The organism is Micromonospora chokoriensis, from assembly GCF_900091505.1.
GTDB classification, from domain to species: Bacteria; Actinomycetota; Actinomycetes; order Mycobacteriales; family Micromonosporaceae; genus Micromonospora; species Micromonospora chokoriensis.
Genome location: NZ_LT607409.1, coordinates 1,154,098 through 1,168,422 on the forward strand (window position 1 = coordinate 1,154,098; position 14,325 = coordinate 1,168,422).

The window sequence follows — 14,325 nt, forward strand, 5'->3', positions numbered from 1 at the left end:
GTTCACGCCTCCACGTACTCGGTCCGGAGCGTGGCCAGGGCTCGGGAAATGGACGAACGTACGGTCCCGACGGCACAGCCGAGAACGTCGGCGATCTCGGCGTCGGGCAGATCCTCGTAGTAGCGCAGCACCAGAGCGGCGCGTTGGCGACGCGGCAGCCGGGACAGCCAGGACCAGATCTGGTCGCGGTCGACGGCGGACTGGGCATGGTCGGCGGCCACGGGCACCGCCACGTCGGGCTCCTCGCGCAGCAGCACCCGGCGCACCCAGGAGCCGCGCCGCCAGTCGACGTACTGGTTGGTGAGCATCCGGCGTACGTACCGCTCGGGCGAGTCCGCCCGGGCGACCCGTCGCCAGTTGAGCTGGACCCGGACCATGGTTTCCTGGACGAGATCCTGGGCCTGGTGCGGATCGCCGGTGAGCATCACCGCGTACCGCAGCAGCGGGGCCAGCCGCATGTCCACGAACTCCTCGTACGTCACTGCACCTCCTGGGGGTCCTGCCTCAGATGACGGGAGCGGACGTGCCGAACATTGCGGTGACGCCGATCAACCTTTCGGCTTGTCTTCCTGCCGCGGCACCGTTCCGGGCGGCGGTGGGCCGTGACGGCTTCTTAAGATCCGCAGGCTTCACTTGAATCCCCCGCACTGGAGGAACCTCACTCATGCTCAATCACTCCACCCGGCGTTGGCTCGCCGGGCTGGGCGTTGCAGGCGCGTTCGTCGCCGCCTCCGCCGGCCCGGCCTCCGCCGAGGAGCCCTCGAAAGAGATCTTCCTGTACGCCAACAACGTGCTCCTCGCCCCCGGCGGCGAGGCCAAGGCCGTCACGCTGCAGGCCTTCACCGAGGCCCTGCCCAGGGACTTCACCATCTCGGTCGACAGCACCGCCGTCACCGATTTCGCGACGGTCAGCCTGACCGACGACGTGACCGGCTGCGCGACGCGCGGTCCGATCATCACCTGCAGTCTCAAGGGCGCCGAGACCATCGACTACGTCCTCGACCTGACCGTCGAGGCCAAGGACTCTGCGGCGGTCGGGAAGAAGGGTGACGTCACCCTGATCCTGGCCGCGGAGGGGATGAGCCCGGTCACCACCACGTCCACTGTCGAGATCGGCGAGGGTGTCGACCTGAAGGCGGACGAGGTGCTTCAGGTGTCCGGGGCGCCGGGCGCGTCGATGAAGGCGCCCCTGCGGGTCGCGAACGTGGGGAACAAGACCACCGACGGTGCCGTCCTGCTCCTCTCCTCCACTCCCGGGCTCACCACCTCGCGGCACTCGAACTGCTCGTACCTCTTCGCGTTCGGCACGAACTTCGCTCAGTGCGCCATCGACCGCAAGATCGAGCCCGGCGAGGCCCTGCAGTTGGATTCCTCCTCCACCGTGAAGATCGCTTCGGACGCCTGGGCGCCGGGCGAGCAGTACGGCACGGGTTGGTGGTTCGCCGACGGGGACTGGGCGGAGTTCCTCGCGGAGTTCCCGGTCCCCGCCGACGAGTGGGAGAAGGGGACCGGCGCCGCGCTGACCCTGGTTCCGGCTCCGGGTGCGCAGGCCCGCCGGCTTCAGCAGACCGACGAGGATTCCAGCAACAACGCGACGGAGATCCGGGCAACCGTGACCGGCAGCCAGGGCGCCGACGCGGCCGCCACCGGGGCCGAAGTGAGCGGTGCCGCGGGCAAGACGGTCAACGCCAAGGTCGGTTTCGTCAACAACGGGCCAGCGATGATCAACTCGTACGCGCCGAACGAGCTCGTCACCGCCGCCGAGATCACCATCCCGGCGGGTGCCACGGTCGTGGCAGCGCCGGCGCAGTGCACGCCGTCCAGCAACGGCGAGGAGGTCGGCGGGTACGGCCAGCCGGGCGCTCGCAGCTACTTCTGCGAGTGGTACGACCTGCTGCGCAAGGGCGACGCGGCCGTGTTCGAGTTCGAACTGCGGATCGACAAGGTGGCCGGCGCGCCGGGCACCGTGCGCCTGTGGCACTACAACCTGGACGGGCAGGGCTCGACGGTCGCCGACCTCGACCCGAAGAACGACCGGGCGGCCTTCGTCATCAAGGGCGCGTCCGGCGGCAACGGCGGCGGCCAGGGCGGTGACGACGGCGGTCTGCCGGTCACCGGCCAGTCCACCGGTCTGATCGCCGGGATCGGCGCCCTGCTGCTCGCGGCCGGCGTCGGCGGCTACCTGGTGGCCAAGCGCCGCCGGACCCGCTTCGTGGCCTGATCCACCCCGCACCACCGGTGCCCCGTCGACCTCGTTGGCGGGGCACCGTCCTGTCGGACCTTGACTGCCAATGGCGGCTCCGAGCCCGCCCGTACCGTGACGTCAAGCACCGGGCGGATCGGCAGGGCACCTAGACTACGGTCGTGCTGTCGCCAAGGGCGACCAACCACACCTGATCCGGTAGAAGACTTCGGAGGCCGCCTCGTGTCGACGCCCATCACCACCCTGGCCCTGGGCCCGGACTGGCTCGATCCGGAGGTGTTGATCTCGTCGTTCGGGCTACTCGGCATTCTGGTCATCGTCTTCGCCGAGTCCGGTCTGCTGATCGGCTTCTTCCTGCCGGGCGACTCGCTGCTCTTCACCGCCGGTCTGCTGACCGCCGACGGGAAGTACATCACCTATCCCCTCTGGCTGGTCTGCCTGCTGATCACTCTCGCGGCGATCGCCGGGGACCAGGTGGGATACGCGTTCGGCCGGAAGGTCGGCCCGGCCCTTTTCCGCCGTCCGAACTCCCGGCTGTTCAAGCAGGAGAACGTGATCAAGGCGCACGAGTTCTTCGAGAAGTACGGGGCTCGCTCCATCGTGCTGGCCCGCTTCGTACCGATCGTGCGGACGTTCACGCCGATCGTGGCCGGTGTCAGCCGGATGAACTACCGCACCTTCGTGACCTACAACATCATCGGCGGGGTGCTCTGGGGCACCGGCGTGACGGTTCTCGGCTATTTCCTCGGCCAGCTCCCGTTCGTCAAGGCGAACATCGAGCTGATTCTGATCGCGATCGTGGCGATCTCGGTGGTGCCGATCGCGGTCGAGTTGCTCCGGGCCCGCATGGCGGCCAAGCGCGGCACAACCGCGGCGGAGCGCGCCGCAGCCGAGGAAGCCATTCGGGAGACCCGCCAGAACTACGGTAAGCACTGACCTGTCGTGACCGGCCCGGCCGTCCGGTGCCGGGCTCGGTGGGGAATGGCACCGGACGATCGGTACGACGACGGCCGGCCCCCTGGCGAGGGGGTCGGCCGTCGGCATGTCGTACCCGGCCTCCGGTGGTGCGACCGGGGACGAGCAGGTGTCACCTACCGGTGACGCCACCCCTGGCTCGTCACCGGACGCCGTCCCCGACGCGGGACGGCGTGTTGTTCCTCCGTCAGCGGGCCTTCTTGGTGGCCCGCTTACGCGGCGGGGTCAGCAGGTCGGCGATCGTCGCGATCGCACTCGGGACCAGGCTGTAGTACGCCCAGACACCGCGCTTCTCCCGCTGCAGCAAACCGGCCTCGGTGAGGATACGCAGGTGATGACTGACCGTCGGCTGAGAGAGGCCGAGCGGCGCGGTCAGGTCACAGACGCACGCCTCGCCCTCGGGGGCCGACTGGATCAGGCTGAGCAGCCGCAACCGAGCAGGGTCGGCAAGGGCCTTGAGGACCCCGGCGAGACGCTCGGCATCGGCACGTTCGATCGGCTCGCCGTTAAGCGGCGAGATCTGAGGCATAGTCATTTCGGCCAACGCAGTTCCCACGTATTCCATCCTTCCACCAGCAGCATCGATCCGCCTGCATATCAGCAGATCCGAATCGGCAAACTTTTACGCCACAAGGCCGAGGTCAGCCAACGTAAAGGCCGCCCGGTACGGCAATCCGGCGGCTCGCACCGCGTCGCCGGCGCCTCGATCAACAATAACCGCCACGCCCACGACTTCCGCCCCGGCCTCGCGAAGTGCCTCGACAGCGGTCAACACACTTCCGCCTGTCGTAGACGTATCCTCCACCGCCAGCACCCGGCGGCCGGCCACCTCCGGTCCTTCGATCCGCCGTTGCAGACCGTGCGCCTTGCCCGCCTTGCGCACCACGAAGGCGTCCAGGGCTCGCTCGGTCGGAGCGGCGTGCAGCATCGAGAGCGCGACAGGGTCCGCGCCCAGAGTGAGGCCGCCAACGGCGTCGTACTCCCAGTCGGCGGTGAGGTCCAACAGCACCCGGCCGACCAGAGGAGCGGCCCGGTGATGGAGCGTGACGCGCCGCAGATCCACGTACCAGTCGGCCTCACGCCCCGAGGAGAGCACGACCCGTCCGTGGACCACAGCCAGGTCGGTAATGAATTTACGCAGGTCGTCGTGGTCCCCCATGGCGATAGAGGTTACTGCTCAAGTCTGAACGCCGTGTGTGGGGTCCACCCCGACCAACCCGGTGGGGGACCGATGGTTGGCGATGTTCGACTACGCTCAGCTACTGGCCTGACAGCGGCGCGCCAGCAGCGCCTCGGTGACCCACGGGGTCGGACGGGCCGGTCGAGGGTCAGCGTTCGTCGCGACCGATGCGACCGCGAGTGTCCTTCGCGACAGCCTGGAGCAACCGGCGCGGTGCGTGCCGCATGCCCGCCACGACGAGCTTGTATTTCCACGCCGGGACGCTGACCATCTTGCCTTTGCGCAGGTCACGCAGGGATTCGTCGACCACATCGTCGGCCCGCAGCCACAGCCATTCCGGCGTCTTGGACATGTTGATGCCGGCCCGCTGGTGGAATTCGGTGCGGGTGTAGCCGGGGCAGAGAGCCATCACGCGGACACCGAACGGTCGCGCGGAAAGGCCCACCGACTCGCTGAAGTTGGTGACCCAGGCCTTGCTGGCCGAGTACGTCGAGCCGGGCATCGCCGTGCCGAAACCGGCCACGGAAGAGACATTTATCACTGCCCCGTCCCGCCTTTCGGTCATCGGTCGCAGTGCTGCCAGCGTCAGCCGCATGACCGCGTGCACGTTGAGCCGCAACAGGCGGGCCTCGTCCTCCGCCGTGGAACGCAGGAACGGCTTGTTCAGGCTGATGCCGGCGTTGTTGACGAGCAGGTGCACCGGGCTGCCGTCGGCGATCCGCCGCTCCACCACGGCGCAGCCGTCGTCCGTGGACAGATCCGCCGGGATCGTCTCCACGACACGGTCGTGGGTCGAACCCAGCTCGGTGGCCATCTCGGTCAGCCGGGCCGCGTCCCGGGCGACCAGCACCAGATGCCAGCCGTCGGCGGCCAGCCGCCGGGCGAACGCCGCGCCGATGCCCGCGGTGGCGCCGGTGATCAGGGCCCGGCGCTCAACGGTCGTGGGATCGAGCGGCACGGCGGATTCCTCACCTGGGCGGGTACGGGGGCGCGGGGGGCGCCGACGGTGGTTGGTACGGGGCAGGCGTGAACGCCTGTGGTGCGGACGGCATGGTCGGCGCGGCCGAGCGGTGGCGACCGAACCAGGCGTTGGCCGCCGGCAGCGCCAGCAGCGTAGCTACTACAAGGTAACCGAGCCCCTGCGCGACGGAAAGCCCGGCGTTCAACGGGATCCACCATGACGGGTACGCGTCGCCGACCAGCCCCAGCAACTCGGCGACAGCCTGCTCACCGGAGCCCAGTTGCAGGGGTGCGGCCCGTTCACCGACCAGCACCGCCACACTGCAACAGCCGGCGAGCAGGCCGAGCCCGCCGACCACCCAGGTGGCCACCCGTGCGCCGTTGCGACCCGCCAACAACCCGAGAGCCAGGCCGGCGAGCACCGGCGCGGAGAGCGCGGCCACCACCGCCGACAGCACGACGGACGCGCGGAGCACCGTCACCACGTCGGCGATCTGCTCGGGACTGGCCGAGGTGTCCCGGGCCGCGGAGCGGAACGCGTCGACGGTCCCGCCCAGCACCGCCAGGTCGACCACGGCGTACGCGAGCGCGGCGACCGCCATCACCAGCAGCGCGCACGCGGCCAGCAGGACGACGGCGGGCCGGCGGGCCGGTGCCGATTCCGGGTACGACACGACGAATCCCTCCGGTAGGCGTGGGTTGCAACCTACTCGGAGGGATCGTCTGAGTCGTGCTTATCCCTCGGTCAACTCGTCGACGGCGGCGTCGACCCGGGACGGTCCGCGGGCGGCGTGTCGTCGTCCGGCCGGTTCGTGGCCGGCGGCGGGTAGCTCGGCTCACCGCTCGGCGGGTAGCCGGGCTCACCGCTCGACTGCGGGTAGCCGGGCTGCCCCGAGCCCTGCGGGTGCCCCGGGTAGCTGGCGCCCGGGGTGGGCGGCTCCCAGGCCGCGGTGGGCTTGCGGAAGAACTCGTTGGCCTTCGGAAGCGCCAGCAGGATCAGCGCCACGATCAGCGCGATCAGGCTGACCGCGTTGAGCAGGAGGCTGACCGGGGTGACCCAGGAGGGCAGCGCCTCTTCCAGGCGGCGCTGGATCTCGTCGGGGCTCGGCCCGCCACCGCTGGCCTGTCCACCGGTGAAACCGCCGGCCGCGTTGGTGACCAGGCCACCACCGACGCAGCAGACCATGATGCCGCCGACGATCCAGGTGGTGATCCGGGCACCGTTGCGGCCCTGGTTGTTGAACAGAGCCAGGACGCCCAACACGATGGCGAGCAGCAACAGCACGACGCCGCTGGCGACGCCGACGGCGACGAAGACGTCGACCACCTGGTCGGCATTCTCGACGGTGCTGCCCGCGTACGCCTCGCGGAGAGCGTCACGCGTCTTGCCGATGGTGGTGAGCGTAATGATCAGAGTGATCACCTGGCACGCCAGGAACAGGAACAGCAGATAACTGGAAATCGACACGATGGACGGCCGCTGACGGGCCGGCGTGTTCTGGGAGTCGACCACGATTCTCCTTCCCTATGATCGGGCCCACACCGTATCGACAACCGGCCACTTCGGCATGCCGTCGTGTTCCGCGAGTCCTGTCCGTTCGGCTCAGCGGCCCTCGGTCGTGGGGCGGATCGTCAGGTCGGCGGGGTCGAGCAGCTCGCCGCGGGCCACCCTCCAGTTCTCCTCGCCGTACGCCTCGAAGGAGAGCCGCGCCCCACCGCCCCCCTGGTAGTCGTGGTAGCGCACCGTTCCGGCCGACGGCAGCCCGGTCTCACCGGTGGCGGTGTAGCGCGCCTGCCCGGTCTCGGTCCAGGTGTAGCGCCGCCCGCGCAGTTCGATGCTCGGGGCACCCGGGGCGACTGACGCGCCCGACTCGGCCGTCCAGAGCACCAACTCCACCTCGGGGCCGTCCTCCACGGAGAGCCGGTGCGGAGTGCCGGAGTCGTCGTCGAGCAGGTGCTGCACCCAGCTCCAGTCGCCCTCGACGAGCCGGATGGTGCCGCTCACCGCGTACTCCCGGTCGCGAATGCGGATGCGGTCGTGCAGCGCCAGGCGGAGCGGGCCACGGCGCGGCGGCGCTGTCGCCTGGCCGTCGGTGCGGCTCGTCGCCCGCCGGCGGGCCCGCACGAGGATCGCGACCACCGCGAGTACGACAACCGCTGCCACCAGGCACGTCGTCAGCGCGTCCACCCGACCACCTCCCCAGGTACGTCGGCGCAGACGGTAACAACCTTCGGCACCTGGACGGCCCGCGCTGTGGCCCACAGCTCAGCCGACGCCGCGCCGGAGCCTTCGGGCGGGCCGCGTCCGGGCAAGCCGCCGTGAGCCGACCAGTGGCGCTGACACCTACCTACCGGGGACCGTCGGACGCGTCCTGCGGTGGCATCGTCGGCAGTGACGTCGTGTCGGACGGATCCGGCGGCAGGTGCGCGGCCGGATCGGGGCAGATCAGGTAACCGGGTGGGAGCTGCTGGCCCGGCGGCGGGAAACCCGGCACGAGCGGAACTGGCGCGTACCCGTAGCCGGTCATGGCGTAGCCGGGACCGGGCATCGACCAGACCGGGCCGGGCGGCGTCTCCGCTGCGCTGCCGGGCACGAACCAACGGTGCGCCGGTGGCAGCGCCAGCAACAGCACCACGCTCGCGGAGAGGGCCAGGACGGTGAGCACGCCCAGCCCTGTCACAGGGACGAGCAGCTGGTCCCAGGGATCGGTGCCGCCGTAGAGCGTGTCGAAGAACGTCGAGGTCTCCCACTCCTCCCACTCCGGTGGCGGCTCCTCCTCGAACTCGGGCGCGGTCAGCAGGGGCACGAGAAACCCGGCGGAGCAGCACTGCGCGAAGCAGACCAGCAGCTGCGCCCCGCCGGCGACGAAGACCAGGATCCGCGCGACGTTGCCGCCCCGCCGGACCGGGACCGCGGTGACCGCCAGCCACACCGCGAGCAGCACCGCCGGTACGCCGAGGATCAGCGCCGTCGCGACGTTGCCCCGCCGTTCGCCGGCCACCTCGTCCGGGTCCGCGTCCGGCACCAGTCGCACCGCGCGGTCGATCTGCCCGTCGAAGTGCACCGCCTGGGCGACCGCCAGCGCGGCAAGGACGAGCAGCACCAGCACCGTGGCGAGTTGCAACCAGAAGGCGACGGTCACGATGACCGGGCGGGGCGGGCGCGGCACGGTGGCGGGCGGGCTCATGGCTCGCAACGTACGGCGCGGTGTCGACAACCGGCAGGACCGATCGGGCAGCACCGATCGGCGAATGGATCATGCTGCGGCGAGCCGCTGGGTGGCGTAGTTGCCGATGGTCTCGCGGTCCATCACACAGCCGACGAAGGTGGTGAACTCGCTCGGGTCGTCCCGCAGCGAGGTCCACGCCGCTCGGGCCGCCGCCGGGTCGATCCGCTCCAGCAGCGTCGCCGCGTACGCCCGACCGGCGGGTGTGCCGTCGGCGAGCACCCGGTCGAGCTGTCGGCGTACCTCCTCGGGGTGGTCGTCGAGGGTGGCCGCAACCCGGTGGTACGCCTCGGTCACCGGCAACAACGTGCCGGCGATACCGACCCCACCGAAGGCGAGCATGTCAGCCGTGACCAACGTGTCGGCGGCCGACTCCAGCTCGCGCTCCCACTTCTTGCCGATACCAAACATGCCCCCACCCTTTCCCCGCCCACCCGCTCCCCACCCTGTTGATCAAGAGGTTTGCGTCAAGAAGTTGTCTTCTCCTGGCGCAAACCTCTTGATCACCGCGGTCAGCGGGTCAGGGGGTCCGGGGGGTGGTTAGGGGGTGGTTACGTTCAGGGTGTTGGTTTCGGGGGTGTGGTCCACCTTGACCGTGTCGCCGTCGCGGATCTGGCCGGCCAGGAGGGACTTCGCCAACTGGTCGCCGATCGCGGTCTGGACCAGGCGACGCAGCGGGCGGGCACCGTAGATCGGGTCGTAGCCGTGCTCGGCGAGCCACTGACGGGCGGACTCGGTGACGTCCAGTGCCAATCGGCGGTCCGCAAGACGGTTTCGCATCCGATCCAGCTGGATATCGACGATGGAGCGCAGGTCGTCACCCCGCAGCGAGGCGAAGACCACGATGTCGTCCAGCCGGTTGAGGAACTCCGGCTTGAAGTGCGACCGGACCACGGCGAGGACACCCTCCCGGCGCTGCTCCTCGGCAAGCGTCAGGTCACTGATCACCGACGACCCGAGGTTGGACGTGAGGATCAGGATCGCGTTGCGGAAGTCCACAGTGCGGCCCTGGCCGTCGGTGAGCCGACCGTCGTCGAGCACCTGGAGCAGCACGTCGAAGACGTCCGGGTGGGCCTTCTCCACCTCGTCCAGCAGCACCACCGAGTACGGCCGACGGCGCACCGCCTCGGTGAGCTGGCCGCCCTCGTCGTAGCCGACGTAACCGGGCGGGGCACCCACCAGGCGGGCGACGGAGTGCTTCTCGCCGTACTCGCTCATGTCGATGCGGACCATCGCCCGCTCGTCGTCGAAGAGGAACTCGGCCAGGGCCTTGGCCAGCTCCGTCTTGCCGACGCCGGTGGGGCCGAGGAAGAGGAAGCTGCCGGTCGGGCGATCCGGGTCGGCGATGCCGGCACGGGCACGGCGTACCGCGTCGGAGACCGCGCCCACCGCCTCGGCCTGGCCGACCACCCGGCCTCCCAGCGACTCCTCCATCCGGAGCAGCTTGGCCGTCTCGCCTTCGAGCAGACGGCCGGCGGGGATGCCGGTCCAGGAGGCGACGACGGCGGCGATGTCGTCCGCGCCGACCTCCTCCTTGAGCATCGCGCCGTCGGCCTGGAGCTGGGCCAGCTCCTCCTCGGCCTGCGTCAGCTCGACCTTCAGGGCGGGGATCCGGCCGTAGCGCAGCTCGGCGGCACGTTCCAGCTCGCCGTCGCGCTCGGCCCGCTCGGCCTCGCCGCCGAGGCGCTCCAACTCCTCCTTGGCGGTGGAGAGCTTGGTGATGTGGCTCTTCTCGGTCTGCCACCGCTCGGAGAGCACGGTGAGCTGCTCCCTCTTGTCAGCCAGCTCCTTGCGCAGCCGTTCCAGCCGCTCGGCCGACGCGGCGTCCGGCTCCTTGGCCAGTGCCATCTCCTCGATCTCCAGCCGGCGGACCGCGCGCTCGATCTCGTCCACCTCGACCGGCCGGGAGTCGATCTCCATTCGCAGCCGGGACGCGGACTCGTCGACCAGGTCGATCGCCTTGTCCGGCAGGAACCGGTCGGTGATGTAGCGGTCGGAGAGCGCGGCGGCGGCGACCAGCGCGGCGTCGGTGATCCGTACGCCGTGGTGCACCTCGTAGCGCTCCTTGAGCCCGCGCAGGATGCCGATGGTGTCCTCGATCGTCGGCTCGCCGACCAGCACCGGCTGGAATCGGCGCTCCAGAGCCGGGTCCTTCTCGATGTGCTCGCGGTACTCGTCCAGCGTGGTGGCGCCGACCATCCGCAGCTCACCACGGGCCAGCATCGGCTTGAGCATGTTGCCGGCGTCCATCGAGCCCTCGCCCTTGCCGGCGCCGACGACTGTGTGCAGCTCGTCGAGGAAGGTGATGACCTGCCCGTTGGAGTTCTTGATCTCCTCCAGGACGGACTTCAACCGCTCCTCGAACTGGCCCCGGTACTGCGCTCCGGCGACCATCGCGCCGAGGTCCAGCGAGATCAGCTTCTTGTCGCGCAGGGACTCGGGCACGTCACCGGTGACGATCCGCTGGGCCAGGCCCTCGACGATCGCGGTCTTGCCCACGCCGGGCTCGCCGATGAGCACCGGGTTGTTCTTGGTACGTCGGGAGAGCACCTGGATGACACGGCGGATCTCGGAGTCCCGGCCGATGACCGGGTCGATCTTGCCGTCCCGGGCGCTGGCGGTGAGGTCGACGCCGTACTTGGTCAGGGCCTGATAGGTCTGCTCCGGGTCGGCGGTGGTGACCCGGCGGTCCCCACCCCGGACGGTCGGGAAGGCCGCGACCAGCGCCTCCTCGGTGGCACCGGCCGCCTTCAGCGCGCCGGACACCGCGCCGCCCACCCGGGACAGACCGGCGAGCAGGTGCTCGGTGGACGTGTACTCGTCGCCCAACGGGCGGGCGATCTGCTCGGCGGCGCCGATGGCGTTGACGAACTCCCGGGCCAGTGTCGGCTCGGCGATGCTGGAGCCCCGGGCGGCCGGGAGGGCGTCGACAGCGCGCTGGGCGGCCCGGCGCAGCTCGGTCGGGTCGGCCCCGACGGCGCGCAGCAGGCCGGTGGCGGTCGAGCCGTCGGTGTCCAGCAGGGACAGCAGCAGGTGCCACGGCTCCACGGTGGCGTGACCACGCTGATTGGCCAGCGCGACGGCGCCCGTGATGGTCTCGCGGCTCTTGGTGGTGAGTTTTTCGGTGTTCATGGGCTCCCCCGGATCGGCGATGTCCATTGGGTTGGACACAACCAGAGTTGAGCGTATTCCGCTCAACCTTAGCGCTGTGACGGCTGTCACTCCAGGCGACGCCACCGCCAGTCGAACTCGCCCGCGGCGGGCGCGGGACCAGGCAACGGGTCCGCGGTCGGCACTGCCGACAGGCCCCCCACCAGCACCGCGAGCTGCCGGCGGCGCAGCTCAGCGGTCCGCTTCGAATCGGGTACGCGCACCGCGGCGCACGCCTCCAGCAGCAACCCCAGATCCTGTACGACCACGTCCGGGCGCAGCCGACCACTGGCGCGGGCCCGCTCGAACAGGGCGGCGGCCAACTCGCCGGCGCGCATCGCGTCCCGCCCCATCTCCTCGGTGGGAGTGAAGGTGCCGGCCAGGTGGACGGTGAGCGAGTGCACGTCGGCATCGACCACGCCGGCCAGGAAGGTGCGGAACGCCGTCCAGTCGTCCGGCTCGGCGAGGGCCGCGTCGGCCTCGGCGATGTACCGGCGCAACCCGTCATGGCAGAGCCGCCGCAACAGGTCCTCCTTGCTCGCGTACCGCCGGTAGAGGGCACTGATGCCGACCCCCGCGCGTTCGGCGACGGCGGCGATCGGCGCCTTCGGGTCGTCCAGGAAGACCGCGCGGGCGGCTTCGAGGATGACCTCGTCGTTGCGGGCGGCCTGGGCGCGGCGGCCGCCCAGCGTCTTCTCGGGTGATGTCGGCATGACCTCAGACTATCAGTGGAACGGATCGTTCCGGTCTGCTACTGTCATTGCAGAACGAAACATTCCGTTCCGAAGGAGTTCCGAGATGACCGGCACCGCGATCCGCCCGTTCCGCGTCGAGATCCCGCAGACCGCACTCGACGACCTGGCCGCCCGCCTGGACCGCACGATCTGGCCCGCCGACCTGCCCGGAGCCGGCGACACCTACGGAATGAGCACCGACCGCGTCCGCACCCTCGCCGAGCGGTGGCGCGACGGCTTCGACTGGCGTGCCGTCGAGGCCCGCCTGAACGCCCACCCGCAGTTCGTCACCGAGATCGACGGCGAGCAGATCCACTTCCTGCACGTCCGGTCGTCCCGCCCGGACGCCACCGCGCTGGTGCTCACCCACGGCTGGCCCGGCTCGGTGCTGGAGTACCTCGACGTGATCACGCCGCTCACCGAGCCCACCGATCCCAGCTCACCGGCCTTCCACCTGGTCATCCCGTCGCTGCCCGGCTTCGGCTTCTCCGGCCCGACCCGCAGCGCCGGGTGGAACCAGGAACGCACCGCCCGCGCCTGGGCCGAGCTGATGAACCGACTGGGGTACGACAGCTACGGCGCGGTCGGCAACGACGCCGGTTCGATGATCGCGCCGAAGCTGGGCCGGATCGACCGGGAGCACGTGCTCGGCGTCCACGTCACCCAGCTGTTCGCGTTCCCCTCCGGCGACCCGGCCGAGTTCGCCGGGCTGTCCGAGGCGGACCAGGCGGCGCTCGCGCACCTCCAGTGGTTCTACGAGAACAAGTTCTCCTTCAACCAGGTGCACAGCCAGCAGCCGCAGACCCTGGCGTTCGGCCTCGCGGACTCGCCGGTCGGCCTGCTCGCCTGGAACGCCCAACTCTTCGACGAGAGCCTGGACGCCGACTTTGTCCTGGCCAACGTGGCCGTCTACTGGTTCACCGGCACGGCCGCGTCGTCGATCCGGTTCTACTGGGAGGACGCCCACGCCGACCAGAAGCCGACCGAGCCGACCACCGCGCCGACCGCGGTGGCCATGTTCCCCGGCGACTTCCAGTCCATCCGTCGCTTCGCCGACCGGGACCACGCGAACATCGTCCGGTGGACGGCGTACGAGAGCGACGTCGACGGCCGCGGCGACGTCGGTGGCCACTACGCCGCCCACCAGGCCCCCGATGTCCTGGTCGCCGACATCCGCGAGTTCTTCGCCAGCCTCACCTGACCGACGCGAGCGCTCGCTCGACGAGACCACCAACTGCACTTGATCGACTCGACTTCCTGAAAGTTGCGGTATCCCGGCGCTGGGACACCCCGACTCCGGCGAAGTCGAGTCGATCAACGCGGGACCGGGTCAGGTTGAGCGCTGTCACTCCAAGATCTGCGCTTTGTTCACCAAGCGGTAGCCTTGGCGGGTGCGAGTACGTGTCGAGCAGACCGCCTTACCCGGGATCGGGGTACGCCACGATCTGGTGACGGAGTCCGGACGCCGCCTGGGCGTCGTCTCCCACCGCAACGGCCGCCGTGATCTGGTTCTCTACGATCCCGACGATCCTGACTCCTGCCAGGCGGACATTCCGCTGACCGACGACGAGGCCGAGGCTCTGGCCGACATCCTCGGCGCGTCGCTGATGCTCGGCCAGCTCTCCGGCCTCCGCGAGCAGGCGGCCGGGCTGCTCACCGAGCAGATCGCCATCCCGGCCGGTTCGCGGTACGTCAACCGCCAGTTGGCGGACACCAAGGCGCGTACCCGCACCAGCGCCTCCATCGTGGCGGTGCTGCGCGAAGGCGAAGTGATCGTCTCGCCACTCCCCACCTTCCGCTTCGCAGCCGGCGACGTGGTGGTCGTCGTCGGGACCCGACGGGGTCTCGACGGCGTGTCCGCCATCCTCGCCGACAGTGACCCGGACGGCTGAGGCG

Annotated in this window: 15 protein-coding genes; 4 read left to right on the top strand and 11 right to left on the bottom strand. The window is 70.1% G+C overall.

All coding sequences use genetic code 11. The features are described 5' to 3' along the window. Positions 1–2: 2 nt before the first annotated feature. Positions 3–482 (bottom strand): SigE family RNA polymerase sigma factor, encoded by a 480-nt coding sequence (locus GA0070612_RS05410; protein ID WP_088986923.1) that lies wholly within the window; start codon positions 480–482, stop codon positions 3–5. A 182-nt stretch (positions 483–664) separates the two neighbouring features. Here GA0070612_RS05410 and GA0070612_RS05415 point away from each other — a divergent pair, with 182 nt between their 5' ends. Both GA0070612_RS05415 and GA0070612_RS05420 read left to right on the top strand, forming a co-directional pair. Next, the gene (locus GA0070612_RS05415; protein WP_088986924.1) at positions 665–2,221 is read left to right on the top strand and encodes an LPXTG cell wall anchor domain-containing protein; all 1,557 of its coding nucleotides are present in this window, start codon (positions 665–667) and stop codon (positions 2,219–2,221) included. 204 nt (positions 2,222–2,425) lie between these two features. Continuing rightward, entirely contained in the window at positions 2,426–3,139 is a 714-nt protein-coding gene (locus tag GA0070612_RS05420) for a DedA family protein (RefSeq protein WP_088986925.1), read from the top strand. Positions 3,140–3,365: 226 nt separating this feature from the next. Here GA0070612_RS05420 and GA0070612_RS05425 read toward each other — a convergent pair whose 3' ends face one another. From GA0070612_RS05425 to GA0070612_RS05470, 10 genes are all read right to left on the bottom strand, one after another. Further along, positions 3,366–3,743, bottom strand: coding sequence for an ArsR/SmtB family transcription factor (locus GA0070612_RS05425; RefSeq protein ID WP_030332125.1), 378 nt, complete (start codon positions 3,741–3,743; stop codon positions 3,366–3,368). Positions 3,744–3,800: 57 nt separating this feature from the next. Then, positions 3,801–4,337 (bottom strand): orotate phosphoribosyltransferase, encoded by a 537-nt coding sequence (pyrE, locus tag GA0070612_RS05430; RefSeq protein WP_088986926.1) that lies wholly within the window; start codon positions 4,335–4,337, stop codon positions 3,801–3,803. A gap of 169 nt (positions 4,338–4,506) precedes the next feature. Beyond that, on the bottom strand, positions 4,507–5,316 hold the full coding sequence (locus tag GA0070612_RS05435; RefSeq protein WP_088986927.1) for an SDR family NAD(P)-dependent oxidoreductase: 810 nt from the start codon (positions 5,314–5,316) through the stop codon (positions 4,507–4,509). 10 nt (positions 5,317–5,326) lie between these two features. Continuing rightward, positions 5,327–5,992, bottom strand: coding sequence for a hypothetical protein (locus tag GA0070612_RS05440; RefSeq protein ID WP_088986928.1), 666 nt, complete (start codon positions 5,990–5,992; stop codon positions 5,327–5,329). A 71-nt stretch (positions 5,993–6,063) separates the two neighbouring features. Continuing rightward, positions 6,064–6,831: a hypothetical protein gene (locus GA0070612_RS05445; protein ID WP_088986929.1), complete on the bottom strand. Its 768-nt coding sequence runs from the start codon at positions 6,829–6,831 to the stop codon at positions 6,064–6,066. Positions 6,832–6,921: 90 nt separating this feature from the next. Further along, positions 6,922–7,506, bottom strand: coding sequence for a DUF4178 domain-containing protein (locus GA0070612_RS05450; protein WP_088986930.1), 585 nt, complete (start codon positions 7,504–7,506; stop codon positions 6,922–6,924). A 160-nt stretch (positions 7,507–7,666) separates the two neighbouring features. After that, positions 7,667–8,506, bottom strand: a complete 840-nt coding sequence (locus tag GA0070612_RS05455; RefSeq protein ID WP_088986931.1) for a hypothetical protein — start codon at positions 8,504–8,506, stop codon at positions 7,667–7,669. 69 nt (positions 8,507–8,575) lie between these two features. Further along, complete coding sequence (locus GA0070612_RS05460; RefSeq protein ID WP_088986932.1) at positions 8,576–8,956, bottom strand: hypothetical protein; 381 nt, start codon at positions 8,954–8,956, stop codon at positions 8,576–8,578. Between the two features lie 129 nt (positions 8,957–9,085). Then, entirely contained in the window at positions 9,086–11,677 is a 2,592-nt protein-coding gene (gene clpB / locus GA0070612_RS05465; RefSeq protein ID WP_088991284.1) for an ATP-dependent chaperone ClpB, read from the bottom strand. 86 nt (positions 11,678–11,763) lie between these two features. Then, positions 11,764–12,408 (bottom strand): TetR/AcrR family transcriptional regulator, encoded by a 645-nt coding sequence (locus GA0070612_RS05470; RefSeq protein WP_088986933.1) that lies wholly within the window; start codon positions 12,406–12,408, stop codon positions 11,764–11,766. Between the two features lie 85 nt (positions 12,409–12,493). On the opposite strand from GA0070612_RS05470, the gene GA0070612_RS05475 reads away from it, so the two are divergent. Together GA0070612_RS05475 and GA0070612_RS05480 are read left to right on the top strand one after the other, a co-directional pair. Further along, a complete protein-coding gene (locus tag GA0070612_RS05475; protein ID WP_088986934.1) occupies positions 12,494–13,630 on the top strand; it encodes an epoxide hydrolase family protein in 1,137 nt (378 codons plus the stop codon). Between the two features lie 190 nt (positions 13,631–13,820). Continuing rightward, on the top strand, positions 13,821–14,321 hold the full coding sequence (locus GA0070612_RS05480) for a cation:proton antiporter regulatory subunit (protein WP_088986935.1): 501 nt from the start codon (positions 13,821–13,823) through the stop codon (positions 14,319–14,321). Positions 14,322–14,325 lie beyond the last annotated feature (4 nt).